This window comes from TM7 phylum sp. oral taxon 349 (assembly GCA_018127705.1).
In the GTDB taxonomy this organism is placed as follows: domain Bacteria; phylum Patescibacteriota; class Saccharimonadia; order Saccharimonadales; family Saccharimonadaceae; genus Saccharimonas.
Genome location: CP072328.1, coordinates 953,700 through 978,616 on the forward strand (window position 1 = coordinate 953,700; position 24,917 = coordinate 978,616).

20 protein-coding genes and 1 pseudogene are annotated in these 24,917 nt (G+C 47.2%); 4 read left to right on the forward strand and 17 right to left on the reverse strand.

The genetic code is table 11. The annotated features are described in order from the left end of the window. Window positions 1-76: 76 nt before the first annotated feature. A complete protein-coding gene (gene ychF / locus J5A52_04895; protein ID QUB37439.1) occupies window positions 77-1,174 on the forward strand; it encodes a redox-regulated ATPase YchF in 1,098 nt (365 codons plus the stop codon). Window positions 1,175-1,199: 25 nt separating this feature from the next. Here ychF and J5A52_04900 read toward each other — a convergent pair whose 3' ends face one another. From J5A52_04900 to J5A52_04945, 10 genes are all read right to left on the reverse strand, one after another. Next, on the reverse strand, window positions 1,200-3,119 hold the full coding sequence (locus J5A52_04900) for a hypothetical protein (protein ID QUB37440.1): 1,920 nt from the start codon (window positions 3,117-3,119) through the stop codon (window positions 1,200-1,202). A 121-nt stretch (window positions 3,120-3,240) separates the two neighbouring features. After that, window positions 3,241-3,969 (reverse strand): TlyA family RNA methyltransferase, encoded by a 729-nt coding sequence (locus J5A52_04905; protein QUB37441.1) that lies wholly within the window; start codon window positions 3,967-3,969, stop codon window positions 3,241-3,243. Between the two features lie 16 nt (window positions 3,970-3,985). Continuing rightward, window positions 3,986-5,782, reverse strand: a complete 1,797-nt coding sequence (locus J5A52_04910) for a serine hydrolase (protein ID QUB37442.1) — start codon at window positions 5,780-5,782, stop codon at window positions 3,986-3,988. A 13-nt stretch (window positions 5,783-5,795) separates the two neighbouring features. Next, entirely contained in the window at window positions 5,796-6,356 is a 561-nt protein-coding gene (efp, locus tag J5A52_04915; GenBank protein ID QUB37443.1) for an elongation factor P, read from the reverse strand. 79 nt (window positions 6,357-6,435) lie between these two features. After that, window positions 6,436-6,639 carry a 30S ribosomal protein S18 gene (locus J5A52_04920; protein ID QUB37444.1) on the reverse strand — a complete coding sequence of 68 codons (204 nt, stop codon included), beginning with the start codon at window positions 6,637-6,639 and terminating at the stop codon, window positions 6,436-6,438. A 14-nt stretch (window positions 6,640-6,653) separates the two neighbouring features. Further along, window positions 6,654-7,109 carry a single-stranded DNA-binding protein gene (locus J5A52_04925; GenBank protein ID QUB37445.1) on the reverse strand — a complete coding sequence of 152 codons (456 nt, stop codon included), beginning with the start codon at window positions 7,107-7,109 and terminating at the stop codon, window positions 6,654-6,656. Window positions 7,110-7,134: 25 nt separating this feature from the next. Then, window positions 7,135-7,494: a 30S ribosomal protein S6 gene (gene rpsF, locus J5A52_04930; protein QUB37446.1), complete on the reverse strand. Its 360-nt coding sequence runs from the start codon at window positions 7,492-7,494 to the stop codon at window positions 7,135-7,137. Between the two features lie 100 nt (window positions 7,495-7,594). Next, window positions 7,595-9,814, reverse strand: a complete 2,220-nt coding sequence (locus tag J5A52_04935) for a DNA translocase FtsK 4TM domain-containing protein (GenBank protein QUB37447.1) — start codon at window positions 9,812-9,814, stop codon at window positions 7,595-7,597. Between the two features lie 19 nt (window positions 9,815-9,833). Next, on the reverse strand, window positions 9,834-13,727 hold the full coding sequence (locus J5A52_04940) for a BspA family leucine-rich repeat surface protein (GenBank protein ID QUB37448.1): 3,894 nt from the start codon (window positions 13,725-13,727) through the stop codon (window positions 9,834-9,836). A gap of 118 nt (window positions 13,728-13,845) precedes the next feature. Then, window positions 13,846-15,960 (reverse strand): ribonuclease J, encoded by a 2,115-nt coding sequence (locus J5A52_04945; GenBank protein QUB37449.1) that lies wholly within the window; start codon window positions 15,958-15,960, stop codon window positions 13,846-13,848. 585 nt (window positions 15,961-16,545) lie between these two features. Here J5A52_04945 and J5A52_04950 point away from each other — a divergent pair. Beyond that, window positions 16,546-16,698, forward strand: a complete 153-nt coding sequence (locus J5A52_04950; GenBank protein ID QUB37450.1) for a hypothetical protein — start codon at window positions 16,546-16,548, stop codon at window positions 16,696-16,698. Then, window positions 16,688-16,900: a hypothetical protein gene (locus J5A52_04955; GenBank protein QUB37451.1), complete on the forward strand. Its 213-nt coding sequence runs from the start codon at window positions 16,688-16,690 to the stop codon at window positions 16,898-16,900. The genes J5A52_04950 and J5A52_04955 overlap by 11 nt, the downstream gene beginning before the upstream one ends. Before the next feature lie 286 nt (window positions 16,901-17,186). Here the strand turns inward: J5A52_04955 and J5A52_04960 are convergent. From J5A52_04960 to pnp, 3 genes and pseudogenes are all read right to left on the reverse strand, one after another. Then, window positions 17,187-17,519 (reverse strand): annotated as a pseudogene (locus J5A52_04960) (NUDIX domain-containing protein). 677 nt (window positions 17,520-18,196) lie between these two features. Next, window positions 18,197-19,156: a hypothetical protein gene (locus J5A52_04965; GenBank protein ID QUB37452.1), complete on the reverse strand. Its 960-nt coding sequence runs from the start codon at window positions 19,154-19,156 to the stop codon at window positions 18,197-18,199. Between the two features lie 88 nt (window positions 19,157-19,244). After that, entirely contained in the window at window positions 19,245-21,368 is a 2,124-nt protein-coding gene (gene pnp / locus J5A52_04970) for a polyribonucleotide nucleotidyltransferase (protein QUB37453.1), read from the reverse strand. Between the two features lie 211 nt (window positions 21,369-21,579). Between pnp and J5A52_04975 the strand changes: the two genes are divergently transcribed. Next, window positions 21,580-22,059 (forward strand): NUDIX domain-containing protein, encoded by a 480-nt coding sequence (locus J5A52_04975; GenBank protein QUB37454.1) that lies wholly within the window; start codon window positions 21,580-21,582, stop codon window positions 22,057-22,059. Between the two features lie 55 nt (window positions 22,060-22,114). On the opposite strand, the gene J5A52_04980 is transcribed toward J5A52_04975, so the two are convergent. The 4 genes from J5A52_04980 to J5A52_04995 all read right to left on the reverse strand — a co-directional run bounded on the left by J5A52_04980 (window position 22,115) and on the right by J5A52_04995 (window position 24,875). Further along, on the reverse strand, window positions 22,115-22,783 hold the full coding sequence (locus tag J5A52_04980) for a GNAT family N-acetyltransferase (GenBank protein QUB37455.1): 669 nt from the start codon (window positions 22,781-22,783) through the stop codon (window positions 22,115-22,117). Window positions 22,784-22,924: 141 nt separating this feature from the next. Beyond that, a complete protein-coding gene (locus tag J5A52_04985; GenBank protein QUB37456.1) occupies window positions 22,925-23,605 on the reverse strand; it encodes a GNAT family N-acetyltransferase in 681 nt (226 codons plus the stop codon). A gap of 37 nt (window positions 23,606-23,642) precedes the next feature. Beyond that, window positions 23,643-24,212, reverse strand: coding sequence for a metallophosphoesterase (locus J5A52_04990; protein ID QUB37457.1), 570 nt, complete (start codon window positions 24,210-24,212; stop codon window positions 23,643-23,645). Window positions 24,213-24,584: 372 nt separating this feature from the next. After that, window positions 24,585-24,875, reverse strand: a complete 291-nt coding sequence (locus tag J5A52_04995) for an excalibur calcium-binding domain-containing protein (GenBank protein QUB37458.1) — start codon at window positions 24,873-24,875, stop codon at window positions 24,585-24,587. Between the last annotated feature and the right edge of the window lie 42 nt (window positions 24,876-24,917).

The following is a 24,917-nucleotide window of genomic DNA, read 5'->3' on the forward strand; positions in this document are numbered from 1 at the left end:
TGGCTCTATTATGCATAAGTTTTTCGAAAAACACAAGCATTTCACCAGTTTTCTCCTGTGCGGTATACTAGATAATATGAGTCTATCAATTGGAATTGTTGGCTTGCCTAATGTCGGCAAGTCTACGCTATTTAATGCTTTAACAAACAATGATATTTTAGCGGCAAATTATCCATTCGCTACGATTGAACCGAATACTGGCGTCGTGCCTGTCCCAGACAAACGACTGGAGACGCTCGCGACGATGTATCATGCCGAAAAAATAGTTCCCGCAACTGTAACGTTCGTCGACATTGCAGGACTCGTCGCAGGCGCAGCAAACGGCGAAGGTTTAGGAAATAAATTTCTCGCAAATATACGAAACTGCGACGCAATTGTGCATATTGTACGCGCATTTGCGCACGGCGATATTGTTCATGTAGAAAATAGCGTCAATCCAAAGCGCGATATTGAAACGATCAATACCGAGCTTATTCTCGCCGATATTCAAACGCTTGAAACGCGGTTGGCGCGCCTCGCAAAAGAAGCAAAAGCAAACCCTCAAGCGCTCGCTACGCATGAACGCCTTCAGACGATTATGGCGCAGCTGCAGAACAGCACACCAATCAACGAAATGGCCGCCGTTGCTACCGACGATATCGCCGATCTTCATCTACTCACCGCCAAGCCAGTTATTTATGTATTCAATGTGAATGAGGAAACGTTATCAGACGATGCGACCAAGCAAGAATTACGCGCGCTCGTGCCGCATGCACGCAGCTTATTTATTTGTGCGAAGCTTGAGGACGAGCTCAAAGGGCTCAACGAAAGCGATGCGCTTGAACTATTGCAAAGTTATGATGTGCCGGAAACGGGATTGACGCAAATGATTCACGCCGCCTATGATATCCTCGGATTACAAAGCTATCTAACTGCTGGACCGAAAGAAGTGCGCGCCTGGACAATTCATCAAGGATGGACTGCACCGCAAGCTGCTGGCGTTATCCACAGCGATTTTGAGCGCGGATTTATCGCCGCACAAATCGTTAGCTATCACGACCTTGTAGCCGCTGGCTCAGAAGCAGCCGCACGCGCCGCCGGCAAAATCCGCACCGAAGGTAAAGATTACGTCATGCAGCCCGACGATGTCGTTGAATTTCGATTCAATGTTTCGCCCACCCCATTTAACACCTAGCCTTATATGATTTTCAATTAGCTACTCATATAACATCCGGCATAGAGGCGACATATTTTTTAACTTCTTCTTCATCAAGACCATCTTGCACTAATCCATCAACACCAAATATATCAATCTCCCAATCCGGCATAGATTGAAGTACACGCCTAGATACTTCAGTGCGATCACCGCCAAGGTCTATGAGTTTATTAATTAAATCTTTGCCGTATATCTCATAACCATCCAGCGTTGGCATTTCGTACGAGATTATATCGCGCGCAATCACGTTTTTCATTTCATCGTCGCATGATAAACTATTCACGGCATTTTTCAAACTGTCAGCCCATTGTTCAATGTTACTGTAGCTATCATCATAGCGCCTTACCAAAATATCACTGCTAGCCCGCATGGCACCTAATAATCCATAAATATATTCTCTATTAGCACCTTTTTGCACTAATTTGTCCATCGCAACTCTGTAGGTAGTTTTAGTTTCTTCTTTTTCATAACATCTAATACTATCAGCTAGTTTAATGATACTCACTCCTGCCGAAAATAGCTTATCTACATTCTTCACGATTTCTTCATTATTTAAATGTTCTACAATCTCGTTAATATCATTCGCAGTTACAGACGGATCGTCTAACACTAAATCTAGATCGTCATCAAGGCTTCTATCTTGCAGCAATTCTTCAATACGCGGATCTTCGTGATGCCCAAAACCTTTGATCTCTCCGCTAAAGCGCAAAAATATAATATCATCCGCCGTTAACTCACCACCACCCTTTACTCGCTCGTCAATTTCAGTCAAGCGCTTCATGTTCTCGACTTTTTCAAAGTACTCATCGCCACCTGGGAGTGTTTTTAGCTTCTCGACGACAATATCTATCATATTACTCTCAAGATTTTGACCAGACTCAATCCCGCGTACTTCTGCGACCACACCGTTCTCCATGCGAATCGCGATGCGAGGTATCGTGTAATTGCCCTGATCATCCAGAGTGTAATACACATAAAAATCACCTTCCCGCAATTGATCTGCAGCTGTTCTACCATGCGCCGTGCACCAGCCTGTCCCCTTGCCATACAGTGATTGTGATAAGCTCATCGCTGTATCATTATCAGCATCAACAAACGCATCATCTGTATATTCGCCATCTTCTTCGTAAGAATCAGAGTAGTCTGAACTCTGAGTCTGATCGTATTTCACCCACCTACCCTCGGTTATTTCTCTCAGTTCCGGCGTAATGCCGCCAGTCTCAGCTTCGTGCAGGGCGTGCGCATAAAGCGTCGAAAAATTACCGTTATTCAGTAGGTTAGCCAACTTTTCATCATCAACTGCATCGCCTTTAACCACGCCGCGGTTGATTTTGTCCCAAACATAGACCAACGCTTCGGCATTCAGCTCCGGCCACGGCGCAGTGGTGGATTTGGTACGCTTTTTAAACTTGCCTTTTTCTCTGTCAAATTCGCCCATTTTCTTGAGCGATTCCCAGGTGTAGACCTTGAACCAATCTGGATAGACGTGACCATTTTCGTCGCTACGCAAGTACTCCGACCATTTCATCAAACTTTCGGCTTGATCGTCTTGCAGTGTCTTGATCTTTTCTTCCAGCTCATCGGTAATTTCCATGTCGCCATAGCCACGTTCACGGGCAATTCGCTTTTGCAAATCATAGTATGATTGCGGCACATCAGCTTCGGTAATCAATAAATCATTAATCTCTGCCTCAATAAACTCTGGATTTTCATTAGTAATGCCAAAATAACCACTCTTCAGCACTTCACTAATCTTAGCCTCATTATTGCCAAGCTTTCGGTGCTCTTGTGACTGGTTATTTATTTCAATAAGACGCAGTGCACCCGAAGCGAGATTGCGCTCAAATACCCCCCCTGATAGCCTTTCGCCGATCGGTGACTGAGCAACAAATTGCTCTGGCGTTTTCCGTTTTACTTGGGGCATGTGGTGGGTTCCTTCTCTATAATTCTTAAGTTAAATCGTTTGTCATGTTATCATAAATTTTATAATTTGTCAATAACATTGCAGTAATTGTTCTGGCGACACACGTTTCAATCCTATTTAACTACCCACCGTTTTTTGCCAATCGAAGCTCATAAAACCGCTCGAGGTTTCCCTTTACGCCAGCGACATCGCTATCTTTTTTGTCGATAATCACGAAGTAGTGCTTTGCCCACGCCTCGAAGTCAGCTAAGATTTGGCGGCGAATCGTATTATTTTTAATCACGCCGCTCTGGCCAAGTTGCCTGCGTCCCGCTTCGAATTGCGGTTTCACCATCACAATAATTTTTGTGTTCAAACCGGCTAGCGTACGGATGTGCGGTAAAATCTGGCGCAAACTAATAAACGACACGTCAATCACAATAATGTCAGGTACTTGTGCAGGTAAAAAATCACGAATATCGGTTTTTTCATGTAATTCAACGCGTGCATCCTTGCGTAGTGTTGGATGCAATTGATTCGTACCAACGTCAACCGCATACACAAATCGCGCACCATGCTGCAGTGCGTAATCGGTAAATCCGCCCGTGCTACTGCCAACGTCAAGCACAACCGCGTCATCAAACGACACGGCAAACTTATGCGCAACGCTCGCAAGCTTGAGTCCTGCCCGACTCACGTAGCGCTCCGGCGCGTTCATTGTCACATCGCTCGCTTCATCAACGAATTCGCCTGCTTTTACCGCAACCCGCCCGTTCACGTGTACGCGCCCCAGCTGAATCCAGTTTGCCGCCTCACTACGCGTTGCCACTAGTCCACGCGCAACCATCAATTTATCAAGCCGCTGTTTCATAGCCTCATTATACCAATCACGGATACATAATCCGTTCAATGTCGCGTGTCATCGCGGCAATAGCGCCATACGACTGCCCGCGCGTTAAAATCGTCATCACATACGTACCGCGCGGATGGTGCACGATCGCTGTATCATTGACATAATCCCACACAAATCCAACCTTATCCCATACCTTGCCTTTGCTACCCGCTGGAATGCCATAGCGGTACGGGTGACGACTCAGCGAGCTCAGCAACCGCTCGCGCTGCGCGCCGCCAATAAGCGTACCGCGCTCAAGACCAATCATGTAGTTCGTCAGGTCGCGCGCTGATGTATGCGCCGCTTCTGGGTGCGTGAATGTCGTCGCCGCGCTAAAGCCGCGGCTATACAAATAATTGTTCAGATTTGTACGTCCGAATTGGTTCAACCACTCTTCGGCGCAGGGGTTTGTGCTCGCGATTGTCATGCGGTCAAAACACGCATTTGTTGTCGTGCCAAGGATTGGCGTATTCCAGTCGTGCCTACCTTCATTCATCTCTTTAAATAAATACAGCGCCACATACAACTTATACGTGCTGCCACTCACGACGCTCTCAGTATCACGTGCGCCAAGCGGCCATTTTTCGCCATCAAGCTGTTGAATACTAATCCACGTATTCCAACGAGCTTTTTTATCAATGTATGCCTGCAAGCCATCACGCGTCGTCGTATAGTCGCCGCTATATGCGACTTTCGGTTGAATCTCAATCATTTCAGCAACGAACGGCGAACGCCCTGTGTACTGCAACATATACTTTGTCAGCGCTTCAGCTAATGGCGGCGCATTGACGCCCAAACCAGTTTCGCCTATCTCGCGATGTATTTCGCGCCCATTCTGCAGTTGAATCTTTGTCACGCCAGCAACACGCCCAGCACGCACCGTCACAACGTTTGTAAGATACGACTGAAGCTTCGCGTCGTCAATCCGCAGCGTCGTCTTACCTGATGCGTCTGTTCCAAGCACTAACCATTGCGCTTTTTCTTCTCGCGATGGTGTAAACGTCATATTGTTCGCTTGAATTTGCAGCGGCAATGCAAGCGCGCGTTCCGCCTGCGCACGAACATCAGCCAGCGCCGCCGCTGTTTTTTCCGGTTGCTGCACCGTCCCAGCTACCACAATTGTCGGCGTACCGTTATAGGCAATCACAGCTGAGCGTACCGCCGCTTGCACCTGCTCCGCGCTCACCTGTACACCCAACGAATCATGCTTCGCAACCAATTGCCCATTTTCAATTGATAGCTCGGCGTTTTCTGGCAGGCGCGTTAGCTCCGCGCTCAGTGTTTGGCTGAATTCGCGCAGCGGCGCGTCAGAAATCTGCAGATCCCACTCACGCACCACTGGCAATTGCCACAGCACTGATCCCGGCACAAACCGCAGCCAAAACGGATATTCCATAAGCTTCGCTACCATATCGGTTGATTTCGGCTCCACGCCAACGCTTGCTAACGTACGTTCTTTCGATGTCGTATTTTCGCTTGAGAACCTTACGTGCGCCACCTCAAACCGGTTGTTAACGCGGCCTTGCAGCTCCAGATCAGTCTGCCAGCCAACCATCTGATCGCCTAACCGGGCAAACGGCAAAGCGCGATCAATCGGATACATCATTTGTCCAATAATTGTACTCGTTACAAGCAAAAACACCGTCCACACCATCACGCGGTGATGTTTTTTCTCGGGCATAAGCGAATAGTAGTGCCGGCTAAAATGTTCTTTCGTTTTTGCCGCGCGCCGCCGAAATGCAGTTGAGCGGCGCTTTGATGCATGTGCTGTTTGTTTTGGCTTTATTGCCATGCTCTTTAGTATACTACTTTTTGCGCTCGCGGTATTCGCCCGTTGTCGTGTCAATTGAAATCACATCACCAACTTTAATAAATGCTGGCACTTTCACAACAGCGCCCGTTTCAAGCGTCGCATCCTTCAAGACACTCGAAGTCGTATCACCTTTAACAACATCTTCAGTATAGGTCACTTCCAGATATAGATTTTTTGGCAGCTCAACAGTAATAACGCGCTCGCCGAAAAATTGCAATGCCAGCTCGTCGCCCTCTTTCAAGTATTGCTTCGCATCACCCACAGTGTCTGCTGGCAGCTCAAATTGTTCGAAACTTGCCGGATCCATGAAGAAAAACGCCGATCCGTCATTATAGAGATATTGTACCGTACGACTTGTCACCTCAGCTGGCTCTATTTTCTCTTGCCCCTTAAATGTTTTAGGAATTACCGCCCCCGTGATTAAATTCTTCAATTTTACATTGACAATTGAACCGCCGCGTCCCATAACTTTTTGGTTATATTCCATAACACGGTACGGCTGCCCATCAATTTGGCAAACGATGCCTTTTTTCAAATCGGTTGGTTGATACATAGTGCCTCCTTTGTTTATCCTGTAGAAATACTCGCCAGCGCACGACTAGCATTGTGGTCACGCGCTGAAAAATTTTCTGCTATTGCCCTTGCGACACAAACGGCATCAGTGCCAAGTGGCGCGCGCGTTTTATCTCGCGTGCTAGCTGCCGCTGCTGCTTGGCGGTCAAGCCGGTTTTACCAATCGGCTCAATCTGACCGTACGGATCAATAAAGCGCAACAGCGTTTTTACATCTTTGTAGTCGAATGCGACTGGCGCATCCTTACGTAATCGCTTTGTCATACTAAAACTCCTTTTTAGAATGGGATCTCGCTGAGGTCAATCGGCTTGTCGTCGATATCCTCGACCACGACATCTTGTGATTTATTATTTGTTGATTGATTGCTGCTTGGTGCGCTGAGCGACGGATCATCGCTACGCCCGCCACCGACAAAATTGAAATCTTCGACAACAACTTCAACCGCGGAGCGCTTATTGCCGTCCTTGTCTTGATAACTACGCTGATCTAAGCGGCCGCTTACGAGTAACGGCGAACCTTTATGCACATACTGCGCAATAATATCACCAACCTTGCCCCACGCCACACAGTTAATAAAACTGGTTTGATCTTGCTGCTGTCCATCCTGCCCGCGCCAACTGCGGTTAACGGCAAGGCTGAAGTTCGCTACGCTTTGCCCGCTTGCTGTCGTACGCACCTCAACATCGCGCGTCAGGTTGCCCATAAGTATTACTTTATTAAACCCCTTTGCCATAAGACCTCCTCCTTATGGTTTACTGTTACGCTTCTAAATCACTGCTTACTTCGCCGCGTTCTTCAGCACGCTTTTTTGCTTCAGCAAGTGCGATACGCGCTTTTTCGTCGACTTTCACAAGCAAGTAGCGAATCACGTCATCACTGATATTGAGCGCATTGCTGATTTTCAATGGCGCCGCAGCTGGCAACTCAACATTCAACAGCACATAGACGGCGAAATCTTCGCCTTTAATTTTATATGCGAGGCGTTTTTTGCCCCAATTATCTTCTGACAACAGCTTGCCGCCATTGTCAGCCACGAGTTTTTTAACCGCACCGAGACTCTTATCAAGCTCCGCCTCGCGATCAGGACGAATTAACACGGTCAATTCGTACTCTTTCATACGTTCTCACCTCCTTTGGTATCCGTACGGATGGTTGCGCTATCGCACGCAACCTTAGGTTTAATATCAGGGTAATTATAGCAATTTCGCGCGCAATTGTCTAGGAGCCATTGTCAAGCTCGTCGACGCTGCTGATAAGTACTTCACGCGGACGCGAACCGTCTGCCGGTCCGATAATTCCTTGTTCCTCCATCTCTTCAATAATACGCGCCGCCCGCGAATAGCCGATGCGTAATTTGCGCTGCAACAAGCTTGTCGACGCTTTACGCATTTGCACAACGACGCTCACTGCATCGCGAAACATATCGTCGCCACCCTCGTTGCCAAAGTCCATCACTACGCCGCCTTTACCATTAAGCTGCACCGGCTGGCTAATGATTTCATTGTTATACTGCGGCGCCGACTGCATACGCACGTGATCAGCAATTTTGTTCACCTCGTTATCCATCACCCACGCACCCTGGATACGCTTCGGTTTCGGCATACTAGCGGTTTTCATAAGCATGTCGCCCTGCCCCAGCAACTTCTCCGCACCCGCTTGGTCTAGGATTGTAATACTATCCGTCTGGCTTGCCACAGTAAAAGCGATGCGCGCTGGTACATTCGCTTTAATGAGCCCAGTAATTACATCTACGCTCGGACGCTGCGTTGCTAGCACTAAGTGTATGCCAACTGCACGCGCTTTCTGCGCAATCCGCACAATCAGTGCTTCAACGTCACGCTTCGCGATCATCATTAAGTCTGCCATCTCATCAATCACGATCACGATGTACGGCATCTTACCGCCATCAACTTGCTGTACATTACCCGCCTCATCTTGAACGCCAATTTTCTTGCCCTTCGACTCAACCTTCTGATTATATGTCTTAATATCGCGCACACGTTCATCTGCGAGAAGCGTGTAACGGCGCTCCATTTCATTCACAGCCCATTTTAGCGCGCTTACCGTCTTTTCCGGCTCGACGATCACCGGCGTTAACAAATGCGGAATGTCTTGATAAGGCGCCATTTCGACCTGTTTCGGGTCAACAAGGATGAGTTTTAGATCGCTTGGTGCGTTTCGGTATAGCAAGCTGCACAACAGCGTATTAATCATTACCGACTTACCGCTACCCGTTTGCCCCGCCACTAATAGGTGCGGCATTTTATTAAGCTCACCAACAAACGGCTGCCCCGAAATGTCTTTGCCAATAGCAATACTGAGCGGTGCTTTACTCTTACGCCACTCGCTGCTGTTTAGAATGCCGTAGAGGCGCACATCAGCCGCTTTTTTGTTTGGAACTTCAATACCGACAGCCTTTTTACCTGGAATTGGCGCTTCCATGCGCAAACTTGACGCTGCTAGATTCAACGCAATGTTTGTCTCAAGCGCTGTAATGCGATTTAGCTTAATGCCAGCAGGCGGTCGCAGCATGTATTGCGTCACCTTCGGGCCAATATTTGCGCCCTCCATTTCGACGTCAATGTTAAACTCATGTAGCGTATCCTGTATAATACCAGCATTTTGCTTGATATCACCTACGTCGGCAGGCGATTGACTCTTCTCAAGCAAATCAAGGCTCGGAAACTGCCAGTTCGGATCGCTTACCGCAAGCATCGCGGCTTTTTCTTCCGGCTCGTCTTTCTTGTCATGAGCGTGCAACGCCGCAAGTTTCAGCTTCTTCTTATCCGCCTCAGTCATCGTAGGGACGCCTTCGTTGAGTTTGAACTCGCTCATAGCTTTTGGCTTTGGTTTGGAAGCTTTGCGCATTACCTCAACGTTTGCCTCATTTTCCGCTGTTTCTCTACTTGACATAACTGCTGTTTTTAAAAACTGCAGCACATCATCAAATGACAGCTGGAATATAAATGTCATCGTGAGCGCAAGTAGTAAGATGTATATAAAAATCCCGACGGGCGCACTCACAAGGGAAAGCATCAATAAGTTTATGCCGTCGCCCAGCAAGCCACCGCCCGACGGACGGCTTCCCTGCTTTGTCATTATCAGCCCACAAATGCCACTGCACCATACAACAACAAGCGGCGATGTGATCTTCACGCTAAGCGGCAACCGGTTACCTTCAGCACGAAACGTTTCCACTGCAATGAAGAATGCAACAATCGGCACAACATATACTGCCCAACCAATCATATCTTGCAGCGTATGCTGCAGCCAATCCAATACCGGACCACCTGCACCAAACCACGATACAATAATCAACACGGCGCACGCCATCAATAGCACTGCCGCCGCCTGCTGCCAATACCCCTCCGGCAACTCGTGCTGTGGCGCCGCTTTGCGGCGTGTTGCCGCACGTTTGGTTGATTTTCTTTTTGCCATCCTTTCCTATATTACTCCGTTAGCTCCTTTTCCTCCACACTATCACCGCGCCACCAATACAAACACCAGCACATGCAGCAATAGCAAACACATTTGTACCAGTGCTTGCGAGAGAAGCAGTTACGTTACTAATAACTTCGCCAGGATTAGGTATTACTGGACGACTAATCGCTAATGTTTCAGTGGCATTAGCGACGACAGTAGCGTCGGGGTCAGTGTCGGCAGTAAACTGAGCGCTTACCGTATTTGTAACAGTCGCACGATCAAGCGCAGTCGTTGTTCGAACGTTCACTGTAAGCGTCTCATTTGCAGCAAGGGCGACAACGACATTGAGGCGCGTTGGATTAACTGGCTGATCAAAATTGCACGTATTAATCGTTGAGTTGGTGCTCGTCACGGCACAAACAGCGCTATTCGCAACAAATGCGCTTTGACCCGGTAACTGATCAGTGGCTGAAACAGTTTGCGTTGCATCATTCGGATTACGAATTGAGATCGTCCACTCTACTTCATTCGTTTGCCGGTTAAGAAATTTTGACGATTTCGTTACAACTGGAGGGTTGATCGAAATCGAAAGTTTAAGCGTGTTTGGTGTTGTATACACGTTGCCAGCAAGATCCGTAAATGTAATTGTGATATCATGGTCACCCTCAGCAAGAGCTGGCGCAATACTATTATCCGGCAACGTCCACGTGCCATTGCCATTATTAATAGCATTGTAGGTTACACCACCAATCTTTACTGTAATTGTAGCGTGCGGATCATCAACGTTCCCTGTTAACGCCGGCGTCTGATCGCTCGTTTTACTCGTAGTGAGCGAGCCAGTTGGCGCAGTCGTATCAATAACTAGCGACAGCGGGTGTGATGGTTCGGAAACATTACCAGACGAAGTAGTCGTTGTGTACGTAATCGCATGCGTACCTTCAGAAAGCGGCGGATTCATTGTTACGGAATGCGTACCTGCACTCGTACAAACAATCGTCTTGAATAAAACGCCGTTATCATACAGCTTTAGCGTATCGCCTGCGCGTGCGCACACAAAATCAACAATCGTTGGCGTGAGAGTGCTTGTGATATTGTCCGTATTGCTCGCACCAGTGTCAGACGACGGATCGAGATGCGGCGTAGCAGGTCGAGCAACAACATCAGTATCTACAACATACTGCTTGCTTACCGTACCCGTAGCCTGGTTGCCGGCATCATCGGCAGTTGTAATGCGCACGTCAACCGCATGATTAGCATCAGCAGCAAGGTCGCTGCCGGCAACAGTTACAGACCAAGTGCCGCCGGTAGCAACATGCGTAGTCTTCGCGACCCCATTGACAGTAACTGTAACCAAATCGCCTTCCCTCGCTCCAGTAACAGTGCCTGTAATTGTTTGGTTGGTTTTTGACTCGGCTATATTAATAATATTATCCGGTGTGATACTGTTAACGGTAATAACCGGCGCTGGCGGCGGTGTCGTATCTATCACGACAACAAGGCTCGGCGAAACAGCTGATTCATTATTGAGCGCATCAGATTCAGTGAATGTAACTGTGTGCGAACCATCGCCTAACGCGGACGACGCTACAACAGTCACCGGGCCAATAGCAGTACAGGCTGCTGTCCCGCGAGCAACACCATCAATATACAGTGTCACATGACCGCCAAGCTCGCTACACCGAAGAGTGAATGTCGGCGTAGTGACGTTTGTAATGTTATCTGTATCACTGATGCCGCTGTCTGAGCTAGCAACAAGATCGGGCGCAACAGTTGGTGTAGCAGGCGGCGTTGTATCAATGACAGTAAAGGTGAAAACGGTATCAAGCGTTTGGCCTTGGCTATTAGTGACACGAACACACACGTGCACCGGTCCAGAAACAGCCGCGGCACTTCGCGACAGACTAAGCGTATTGCCAGAGACGCTAAACAGATTATCGTGTGCAGACGGCGTAGCGCACGTTAAACTGTAGGTAAAGGTATCAAGCGGCGTAACAGTCGGGTCAGTATCAACAGTGGTCAGCGTGCCAAGAGCGTGCGGTACCGGCGTCGTACTATTAAACGTTGTTGCACCGGTGAAGGTTGTCGTGGCTGGCTGGTAGATAGCGCAGTCCTTGCTATCAGTGCCGCCCAATGTCCAACCATGGCCACCAGGCTGTTGCTGCACAAGATGAGCGCGAGCCGATTCAGCAACGCAATACTTCAATTTATCAACTCCTAGTTTTACGTTTGGCTTGACGGATTGCCCATCCCACGATATCAATGCTGCGTCATAATTTCCCACTGATAGTTTACTGCCTGATAGCATATCCTCAGCGGTATTTGCCGCCGTAAGATTCCAGTTGCTGAGAGATTGATTAAATGAAGATGCTTTTTCAAAAGTATGCGAAAAATCGGTTACCTTAGCGGTGTTCCAGTGAGAGAGATCTTGATTGAACGCTTCCGCCGATAAGAATACCGCCCACAAAGTGGTGTTATTCGATAAATTCCAATTACCGACCGGCTGGTTAAAAGCTTTTGCGACCCAGAATACACCACCAATGTCAGTAACATTTGAAGTGTCCCAGGTATTAATTGAGCTACTGCCACCGTTGTTGAATGAGGCCGCCTCTCTGAACATTCTATGAAGCGATGTAACGTGGCTAATATTCCAGCCGCCAATGTTTTGATTGAAAGCCCTTGCCGACTCAAACACAGATTCCATACTTGCAGCCTTGGCAGTGTTCCAACTGCCAATAGAATTACTGCCGCCGTTATTGAACGCTGTTGCGTTACTAAACATGTGCTTCATATTCACCACATTAGCCATATTCCAGCCACCAACCGGCTGATTAAATGCAGACGCCCGATGAAACATTCCTTCCATGGTTGTGACGTGAGCGGTATTCCAGCCATTAATTGAGCTACTGCCGCCGTTGTTGAATGCTGTGGCGCCATCAAACATATAATTCATATTCGTCACGCTGCCAACGTCCCATGACCCAACGTCGCGGTCAAATGCCCGAGCGCCATAGAACGCGTTACTCATATTAGTCGCCTTCGAAGTATCCCAATGGGAAAGATCCTGATTGAAATTCTCCGCATCCATAAACACAATCGCGAAACTCGTCGCATTACTCACGTTCCAGCTACCAACCGGCTGATTAAAAGCTTTTGCGCCCCAGAATACCCCCTCCATGCTTGTTGCCTTAGCGGTATTCCACGCACTAATTGAGCTACTGCCGCCGTTGTTGAATGCCGCCGCATCGTTAAACATACGAGTCATGCTTTCAACGTTTGACATATCCCAACTGCCAATATTTTGATTAAAGTTACGCGCACGCACAAACATGGTGTCGGTATATTTTACATTTGATGTATTCCACGCCCAATTTGCGCCTTCACCCTTCAACGACGTAGCATCTCCAAACATACCGGACAAATCCTGCACTAACGAAAGATCTGGAACATCAGATGCCTTAACGTCCATATTTGAACACCCATAGAAGGCGTTCATCATCGACCTCCACTTACCCGTGCCCCACTGATCGACAGAAAGCAACTTCAGTTTATCCCCTTGACCGCTAAAGCTCACGCGAGGTATCGCGCTTGCGATACGAACCGTATACACACCCGGCGTTGAATAATTACATGTATGCGGCGTATTTGCAGCAACCGATGCGTCAACGACGCCGTCATTATTACAGTCAATCGTATACGCATCGCTGCCCAGCCCCGGATACGTAAACTGCGTATCTGTTGATGCCCCGTTAAGTCCCGCGCCTTTTGTTGTATCAATCGTTATCACGAAATCTGTACTATTAATTGCATCGGCACGAGCTCGTGAATTATATGCAAACCAATATGCTGCCGACCCTCCCCCGATCAGCAGAGACGCTAGCATCAACAAAGATGCCCGTCTTCCGTGCTTCTGTACAACTATCGTTAACACGTTTTCCCTCCCGAAGTTGTTATTTGTTTTTAACGCCCTATCACAATAATGCTTATACAAATCCTATCATAAACTATGATAGATTATTTAGCAACCCCTCATTGCTTAAAGCATGCAGCTAGTACGACCGGCTGTCTGGCCGTTCGCGCGGCACGACAGTTTCGGTATCAGGTACTTGTTTACGCGGAAATTTCCGTTTCGACGGCGCAGGCATAAGCGGCTGTTTTGCCACACGCGCATTCATCTGCGGGCGCTGCGCAACAGTTTTATTCACACCAACTTCATTGATAACCGGGATAACGATCGGCGTACGACGCGTCTGATCGTAGAGAATGTGTGTAATTTCGTCGCGAATCTCTTTCTTAACCACCTCAATATCGTACCGCCCAGTGAAGCTACGCGACGCCTTCTGCTTAAGATACTGGCGAATCATGCCCATCAACTCTTCATTATCGCGCAAATAAATAAACCCGCGGCTAATAATATCTGGGCTCGTAAGCAGTCGTCCTGTACCGCGCTGCACTGTTAGCACGACGACAAACATACCCTCTTGGCTCATGTGAATGCGGTCTTTTAACACGACTTCACTCACGATTTCCCCTGCATCATCATACATAACACCGCCGGCGTGAATACGCCCGATCTTCTTCGCGCCATTCGGGGTGAGTTCAATAATATCGCCCGGGTCGCACACAAAGATATGATCGCGCGGAATACCGCACTCTTTTTCTGCCAACTCCGCATTGTGCACTAACATATGAAATTCGCCGTGATTCGGAATATAATACGTTGGCTTCACTGCGTTGATAACCCGCACGTGATCATCATAATATCCATGCCCTGACAAGTGTAGCGGCCCGACGCCCGTAAGGTGCGTCTTGCCATTTTGAATGATTTCACCACCCTCGCGCATCAGTCCGTCAACGGTACGCACGACATATTTTTCGTTACCTGGAATCGGGTTTGAGCTAAAAACGACAACATCTGAGCTCTTAATCTTCACATATTTATGTGCGCCCGTCGCCATGCGGTTAAGTACCGCGTTAAATTCACCCTGGCTACCCGTACAAATAATCGTCACCTTATTATCTGCCATTTTGATAATATCTTCCATTTTGACAACCGTATCTTTCGGTACTTTGATTACGCCCGTACGCAGTGCCACTTCAAGGTTTTGGATCATACTAAAGCCGGCAAATGCTACTTTACGCCTATGCCGCTGCGCTTCATCTAAAATTAGCTGGATACGATGCAGCTGGCTCGAAAAACTACTAATAATGATACGCGAGCCTGCCCATTTATCCATGACTTCGCCAATACTATGCTGGATATCAAACTCGCCATGCGTGTGCGTACCTGCCGATTCGCAGTTTGTCGACTCGTTCAGGAAGGCCAAGAAACCTTCATTCTTCGCGATTTCTTGAATACGATCAAAGTCAAACTTCTTGCCATCCACTGGGTTCTCTTCAATGCGCCAGTCGCCGCTACTTAAGATGTTGCCGACTGGCGTACGCACCACGACCGCCGCCGAATCAGGAATTGAGTGATTCACGCGTACCAACTCCACGCTAAACGAGTCGCAAAGCTGAATACTATCGTGATTCTCCGGGTTCATTTCATGGTACTCCGGCTCGTATGTGTTATCGGTTTCTGCTAACGTGCGTTGCAGCATGCCAATCGTAAACTTTGTACTATATACAGGCGCGGGAATCTTCGAAATAAAATGCCGGAATGAACCAATATGGTCTAAGTGCCCGTGTGTAAAAATATGCGCGCGGATACGGTGTTTATTCTCCTCAAGCCAGGTAATGTCCGGTGTAATGTAATTAACGCCTGGGTAATCGCTGCCTGGAAACAAAAAACCCATGTCGATCACGATAATATCGTTATCGTATTCAATCGCGGTCATATTTTTGCCGATACCCATCTCGCCAACGCCGCCGATCGGAATAATTTTAAGCGTTGGACGCGGTGCGCGTGGTTTTTTCGGTTGCATCGTCAAACTAAATTGTTTGCCGCCATAGCCGTTATACACAGACTTATTCACCGGCACGTTAATTACATGCTGCGACGCCTGCGCTTGCACACCTTCACTCGTACGGCGCTGTGCTCGAAAAACTTCCCCTTTGCGTGTTGTCGTAGCGTCAAGGACAGTGTTATTAGTTTTTTTACGTTGTTGCGGGCGCTTAGATGCGTCGTCCGCCTGTGGTTTTGCGAGTCGCTGCTGACCCATAGATGTCACTCCTTTAATTAAAACTATTTGAAATCTTTAGCTAAAGCGAGGGAAGCCTAGTCAGACATATACTAATTGCAGACATTCCCAAGTTAAAACGTTAGTTGTATTATAGCAAATAAGCGATATAATATCAACTCCGTGTATGCGTCGGTAGGTACATTATGCTTCACCTCAAAAGGTATGCTACAATAACAGGGTTAACGTACCATGTTGTATGATTAGCCCTTGAAGTGTCCTCACGGGCACTTCTTGTTTTTACAGTACTCTAAAAGATTTTTTAAGAAGTTTATCAAAATCACGTCGCCGATAAGGATAAATGGGAAATGCCGTAACAATAATGACCTTATTATCAACAGACGTAGTCCGCCTGTTAACATACGGCGTTAAAATAACCACGAAGTCATGGTCTTTCAGCCAAAGATACAGCTTATCCTTTTCGGTTGACGATACCAAAACCTGACCCGACCCCCAAAAGTCATACCTAAAATCTAATAATTGGAGGTCGGTTCTTACGACAAAATATAGCTATGAGTTCAAAAAGAAAATTGTTACCGCCTATCTTAATAGTGAAGGTGGATATCTATGCCTAGCAAAAAATATGGTATTCCTGATAAGAATAGCGTTAAGCTATGGGTGAGTAATTACCAATCATTCGGTGATAATGCTTTGATACGATCCAGAAAACAAGAAAAATACTCTTTTGAAAAGAAACTTTTTGTTGTAGATGATTATTAACTGGGTTAGCCGCTTTCGTACAGCCGGCCCTGATACGTTAAGACTTCATAGGAAAGGGCGAAAGAAGACTTTGGATAATCCTAAGAAAGATATAAAAGAAGAAACGGCTGAGAGAATTGTTAATACAAGTGCTGAGCATATAAAAGAATTAGAAGATGAACTTCTTAAACTAAAAATAGAGAATGCCTTTTTAACTAAATAGTTGATCTATAAAGGTTAATTCCATGGAAGATGAGGTAGTTGATGGCTCAACCCAAGAAGTATCACCATAATATTAAGAACGGAGTAGTTGACTCTGGTTCATTCGTTGTGAAGGTGGGATCCGTCGGCACGTTAATCATATATCTATGATGCATTGCCGGCGCAATATACTTGCTCCCTACAGAAAAAACGCTTGAGGGCTTTTCATAGGAGACCTTTGTATTGTCTAATTTACAGAGATTTTTTCACAGGCTCATCTAGAAATAAATTTCCAGGCATAATTTATACTACTCACAGAAATGCTCATGCCTCAGGTAATTATAAATTTCCGCAAAAGAGTTGCTCGTTATGTACTCAGTTAGCTTTGATGCTGGCACAAAAGCGCGTTCCATTATTTCAAATTTATTCACAAACTCATCAACTCGTTCTGCTTTAGCAACAAACAGTAATTGGTATGATTTCTTCGGGGAGTCCTTGTTTAGGGTTGATTCAAACAATTTCTCTGCTAACCAGCCGCCAACTATCCTTACATCCTTTATTACAACTGCCGTTTCTTCATATACCTCGCGGATTGCAGCTTGTTGAGGCGTCTCGCCTTTTTCGACATATCCACCAGGTAGACCTCAGCCTCGTTTCGGTCTAGCTATGGCTACCGTATTGTTATTCACGAAGACAACAACCATGCATGCTATAACCTTCAATATAGGCATTCTTTTTAGCGGTTGAAATTTCACTTTTGTGGATTTTTCTTTATCCCAGTAAAATGTGCTGAACCGATATCTCTTCATTCTCTTTCTTCTAGACGTACTGCAAACTTAAGTATCTCTGTAGCTACATCAATACCATAAGAGTCAGCATCTATTCGAGCGAGAGGGTTAACCCCAATAATTGCGAAACTCTGTCCATTTATTGCGTCTATTCTACAATATCCGCTTGCTCCAACGGTACTTGCAGCCTTAACGAGAACCTATTTTCATGATTGGTTACATAACATCCGATAGTGCTTCTATCCACAATAAGCTTTAAAAAGTTACTTCTTAATCTTTAGCTTCGGATAGCCCCGACAGTACCACCTTAGCCCTTCAACCACAACACCAAATCCCAGTATATTCCGGTGACTAACGCCACCGGAATATTTTTTCTTGGTTAGTTTGTTACGCTTAGACTTTATATCCCGTATATCTTTGTACACCCTTACTGAAGTTGTGCTTACGCTCTCCAAAAAGGCTAAGCGAGCTGTTTAAACTTCTCTCGATCCGGCGCATAAAAGCACGCCGTCTACTTTTACTATGATTATCTACTCTTTAGCTTTTTTTAGCAATAAATTATACAAGTCTTGTTCCTTATTAGATAATCCATTCTTATCAAGATTGTCTGATACGCTGCTTACCGGATCCTTCACGTCCGGAAGATCAGGGTACTTTGGCAACTTTGTAGTGTAGTCCTTCGCCGAATAAAGGTTCGCCATCGTGACGTAGTACTCTCTCAAACTATTGTAGTAACTGATCATCGTTTCAGCATACTTCTTCGTATCGCTGTCATCGGAGTTTTTCATCTTATTCAGAACTTTCGAGCAGTCTGCAATACTTTTATCAAACTCTTCTCCGACTTGAGTGCCGCTCTTATCAAAATACGAAACGTATCCAACAGATGTGCTGTTACAAGCTTCTACATAGTTTAGGTAATCCGAATATACATTCACAAACCTCTGCAACAGCTTCTTTGCTTTATTATACTCACTATGGTATTCCTGGTATAGTTTCTTTACCTCCGGATCGCGCATCGCTTTTGCCTTTTCGAGCTTATTAAAGTGCGCATCCGATTCTGCTAGAACACCGTCCATAGCCTTCTTAAGTTGACTCGCATCTTTCGTATTTGATATCCCCTTTTTCAGATTGTCGGAATATTTAAAATCAGACATCATTTTAGCGGCATCTTTATAGTCTTGCGTACTTGGGCCGCTAAGCAGCATAATCGCAACGATGACACCAATGATCAGCAATACAAGCGCGATACTTCCTCCGATAATCCCCCATAATAGCCCTTTATTCATGCCGCTTCTCGGCATCTGGCCAGGCATCATCGGCTGTACTGGTTGCACTGGCTGCAATGGAGCTCCCGGCATTGGCGGCGGCGAATAAGGCTGTCCGCCTTGTGGTACCGGCGGCTGGCCGTTTGTCGGCTGCGTAGGCGCTGGAGGCATCTGCGGTGTTGGCGGTGGTGTCTGTGGCATTGGTGGTGTTGGCTGGTTATTCATATTTCCCCTTACCTATATTGTTTTAGCTTATTATAACAGAATAGCCGGCTACTGTGCACGATTTTTATCGGCATACCACACGAGGTAACTATGATTGGGCTACGTCCTTCATTGTCAAGCTTAGACGACCCTTTTCATCAATCGCTGTTAGCTTCACGCGCACACGTTGCCCCTCTTTCAATATATCCGTCACTTTGCCGACGCGCTTATTTGATAGCTGTGAAATATGGAGCATACCATCGACACCTGGTAAGATGTTTACAAATGCGCCAAAATCTTTAATTGTAACTACCGTACCGCTATACGTTTTACCAACTTCCGGTTCTTCAACTAAACGCTTAATCCACGCAACCGCTTTCGCAATTGACTCGCCATCCGGGCTTGCTACCGTAATTAAGCCGTCTTCTTTAATATCAACCTCAGCACCCGTCTCGGCAGTAATCTTGTTTATCACCTCGCCGCCTTTACCAATAACCGCACCGATCTTGTCTGGATTAATCTTAAGCTTTTCAATGCGCGGCGCATACGGGCTGAGGGTTTCGCGCGGAGCTGGCAGAATGCTTAGCATATGCTCCAAAATGAAGGCGCGCCCCGACTTTGATTGCTCAAGCGCCTGGCGCAGTACATCAACTGGCAAACCATGCACCTTCATATCCATCTGTAAGGCAGTGATACCCTTGCTTGTACCGGTCACTTTAAAGTCCATGTCACCTGCAAAGTCCTCAGCATCAGCAATATCGCTTAGCACATACGGCGTCTCGCCATCCATCATCAAACCCATAGCGATACCGCTTACCGGCGCCGTCAGCGGCACGCCAGCATCCATCAATGCGAGACAGCTTGAACACGTTGCCGCCATTGACGTTGAGCCGTTCTGCGACATAATTTCCGTTACGCTGCGAATCGCGTACGGGAAGTCCTCAACGCTCGGCAAAACCGCTGTAAGCGCACGTTCTGCCAGATAGCCATGTCCGATCTCGCGGCGTCCCGGGCTGCCCATACGCTTAACTTCACCGACAGTATAGCCTGGTGCATTGTAGTGGTGCATATAGCGCCGCTCGTCGTCAGTCCGCTCCATTGTATCAACTAGCTGTGCATAACTAAGCGGTGCGAGCGTTACGATATTCATACCTTGTGTCACACCGCGCGTAAACAGGCTTGAACCATGGGCGCGTGGCAAAATACCAACCTCGCTTGACAGCGGGCGGATTTCTGTCAGTGCACGACCATCAGGGCGCATGCCATCTTCAACGATGCCACGCCGCACGTCTTTATGCAGCGCCATCGTGAAGGCTTCGTCGTATTCGTCGCGAACCTCATCGTAATCAACCTCGCCATCAAGGGTTTTTGCCATCTCCTCGTGGAACTGCCAACGAATTTCGTTGACGACTTCATTACGCTCTGGGTACGGACGGCGGATTTTCTCGCCCAGCTTGCCGTCAACCCACGCGTCAGCCGTTGCCTGAACGGTTTCATTAGGCAATACTAACTCATACTCCTGCCGAACAGGTGCAACTTTTTCTGCCAGCTCTTTCTGCAAGCGAATTGCCGGCTGCATCATCTGGTGCGCCCATGTCATCGCATCGACAATCACAGTTTCCGATACCTCTTTAGCACCTGCTTCCACCATCGTGATGCCGTGCTCAATACCAGCGACTACCAAATCTAAGTCGCTCGCTGCACGCTCTTCTGGCGTTAAGAACGCTTTAAACTCGCCGTTCACGCGCCCAACGCGCAAACCCGCCACCGGTCCGTCAAATGGCGTACCAGTTAGCATAAGCGCGCTTGACGCCGCAATCATCGCGATTACATCAGGACGAAATGCCGGATCCATACTCAGCACCGTTGCTACTACCTGCACCTCTTGGCGATAGCCCTTCGGAAATAGCGGACGAATCGGACGATCAATCAGCCGCCCAACCAATACCGCATCGTCGCTCGGACGACCTTCGCGCTTAATAAATCGACTACCCGATATCTTGCCGGCTGCATAAAACTTTTCTTCATAGTCAATGCTCAAGGGGAAATAATCCAGCGTCACTGGTCGCGAACCGACTTGCGCACTACCTAGTACCACCGTATCGCCGTAGCGCACCAGCACGCTTCCAGTCGTGCGAAAACCGACGCGGTTAACCTCTAGCGTGAGCGGACGACCGCAAAAATCAGTCGTGACAGAGAAAATTTCTTTGCCACTCGGGTTAATAATACTCATATTCAGAGCTCCTTTCTTGTAGCAGAAGAGTAACAGGTGTAAACTTTGCATGATCCGCCCGAAAGGCAAAGGGCAAAATTTATATCCATCACTTTCTGCCAGTTACTATACTCCTATTATATCGCACTCACCGCGTATCTGCTACAATGAGTTGTAACGAATGAACATCCGTTCCTCTGGTTATCATCACTAAAAAAACCAAGGAGAATCTATGGAATACTACACCGGACGGCGCATTAATGTCCGCGCCATCATCTATAAAGATGGTAAACTACTTGCTGTTAAACACAAGCATGGTGACAACATATCACACTATTACGCTGTACCCGGCGGTGGGCTTGATCCGCAAGAATCGCTGATCGACGGATTAGCACGCGAGCTACACGAAGAAACAGGCATAGACGCCGTCATTGGCAATCTATTATTTATCCAGCAATTCCCATCTGCGCGTGCTGGTTACGCCGAAGAGCTAGAATTCTTCTTTGCCATCAAAAACCCTGACAACTTCACCAACATTAACCTTGAGAACACCAGCCACGGTATTAAAGAGCTCGCTGTGTGTGAATTTGTCGATCCTGCTAGCGTCACGCTCTATCCCGAGTTTCTACAGTCAATTGACCTTGCGGATTATATCAATAACGACCGTCCAGCACTTGTTATTGATAATTTGCATGAAATACATAAAAACTAGCAAAGCCCTCTTTCCGCCGGCATTTTAAGGTACGCGCGCTAATACAGCCGCAAACTTATACTAATTCAACGTTTTCCCGCGCCCACTCTAACGCCGCCTCGGTTCTCTTGCGCGCCTCCAGGCTTTTTTGAGTTGGACGGTCGCTGCCCCACCACTGCCGCCATGCCCAGTCTGTCGGATTAAGACACTCTAAACAGTCCATATGGACGAGCGCGCCATTAACGAACGTCTCATTGCGTTCAGTGTAGACAAGCGCGTAGCCGCTGCGTTCCAGTGCTTTTCGGCTGCCACCATTTGGCTGTAGCACTGCCGATTTTATACGATGCAGCCCCAATTGCTCAAATGCGAAATATGTCCGTGCTTTGTGGCACGCACTCGCGATTCCCCTGCCCCAGTAGCTTGCATCACAGATCACTGAACCACTAACCGCCTGGCGAATATGTTTACGAAGCTCCATATCCGTCAATGCGCTATTGCCGATAAGCCGGCGCTCATTATCTTCAACCACCCAGATCCCCCACACGCGCGAGGTCCTGTCCTTAATCATCTTGTCATACCACTCTTCCTCAGTTTCTTTCGTCTGCACGCGGTTTGTCACATATTGAATAACTGAGTGATGTGCAAAACCATCCGCAAACGTCGTCGCCTCTTCGCGCGTAAACGGTGCAAGCTCTAGCTTCAGTCCAGATTCGGTCGTTAACTTCATGATTGGTCCAAATGCCATAATGCACTCCTTACGCTATAAATACATTTGTATTATACACTATCTCTATACGACACGCCGCATACAAAAATGTACATACATAATTTCGCCGTCTACGACCATTACTTTCCAGCGCTTATACACCTTACGCGTCACCCACGCCTAGGGGAGCACAACGTGCTCACGCGACCACGCCAACGCCGCTTCCGTCTTCTTACGTGCCTGTAAATTTTTACGTGGCGGACGATCATCACCCCACCACAAGCGCCATGCCCAATCCGCCGGGTTGAGACACTCAAGCATATCTTCATGAACATAATGTCCATCAATAAACTGAAAATTTCGCTCAACATATACATGAGAGTATCCTACTTTATCAAGCGCTCGTCTGCTCGCAGTGTTTTCCTGTGCAACCGCCGACCTTAGCCTAACTAGCCCCAGTTGCTCAAATGCATACCACGTACGAGCATAGTGCGCTGCACTTGCAATACCTCTACGCCAGTAGCTGTTATTAGTTAGAGTAATACTCGTAGAGCCCTGTGTAATATTACGCTGAGTTGGTACCAAAGGGCTAATTTCATTTATCTCTGTGTAGCCAATAAGTTTCCTCTTATCACGCTCAACAACCCAGACGCCCCACAGCATCACATTGCTCTCTTTCGACCTCTTGTCAAACCACTCTTGCTCCATCTCTGCCGTTACCGGCAGCATGCCATTATATTGGTTGGTGCTCTGTTTTTGAAACCCTGCGATAAAAACTAACACTTCTTCGCGCGTAAACGGTGCAAGCTCTAGCTTCAGTCCAGATTCGGTCGTTAACTTCATGATTGGTCCAAATGCCATTATCGTCTCCCTGTTTCAAGTAATTGAATATGATCTTTTACGCTTCGCCTAAATCAATATCTATCACCTTATATTTATGCACGTACTCAATCCGTGTTAAACCAAACTGCCGCACCATTGTTGTCTCAGCTGGGTACGTATGACCATGCAGTAGTAACTTTGGCGGCGTACGCTCTATATACGTACGCAAGCCGTCAAATCCTTGATGCGCCAATTCTTCCTCATCGTTGATGCCGCGCGGCGGACAATGCGTTAAGAACACGTCAACTGGCGGCATACCTGCAAGCAGCTCACGTGCTTCTTGCTGTGTATACATAATTGCGTCAGGATTTTCTTTATAACGAACACACCCCTGGAAACCGCCAAAAGACACACCACGCCATTGCCATACGTTGAGATGCATATTAACAATCCCAAACTCATTCATATACGTACCGCTACAGTGATTGCCATACACGCCAATCTTTGGCGTAGTAACACGCTCTAACCCGATAAGCTGCGAGCGATCCAAATCACCTAGTGTCATCACGATATCTATAGCATGTTCAGCAACAAACTGCGGGTAATCTAGTTGAGGATTTGTGTCAGCGATTGCAAGTATCTTCATATCCATATTATACAACACAGAGTAGCCTTGGAGTGGCCTTGGCTCTAATAACGTAAACGAATCAATGAATAAGTTTATTGGACGCAAGTAGTAGCAGAGATGGCACTATGAGTAGTCTGTCATTCAACACCCAAACAATTAATTACGTAATTTGCCCTGGTTTATTTTGAGATAGCGCTGAAATTTAAATTTGCTTGCTATACGATTAAGTTGTATCAAACTAACAATTCGCCCGTAATGATATTCCATATACACAAACGACTATGGACTTTTAAGCATACTGCCATTAAATAGCTGTCATTTCTTTATTGGGATTTATCTCATAAAAAGGACTGCGCTCCTACTTTGGTGCACAGATAGCATGCTCCTTCTCTATCTCTCGCACGCAATCCCGTCGTGGTCACGATCAAGCTCTTCCCGATATCCAGGCGTGCCGCGACTCATATTGCTATAACCAGCGGCACGTGCTTCTTTACAGTTCCGGAAGAACACGCCTGCCGCTTGGTTTTGCGCAGGGGTAGCTGCTGGAGCTACAGCAGCTTGGCGCTGTCGTTGCTGTTGAATTTGTTGTTGGCGAGTTTTTTTGGCTGCTGCTGCCGCGGCAGCAGCTTGCTCTGCCCTGTTTTTTTTGCTCCTCAGCGTCTTTTTTCGCTTTTTCAGCACGCTCTTTTTCCTCTTGTTTGGCTTTTTCTAATTTTGCAATGC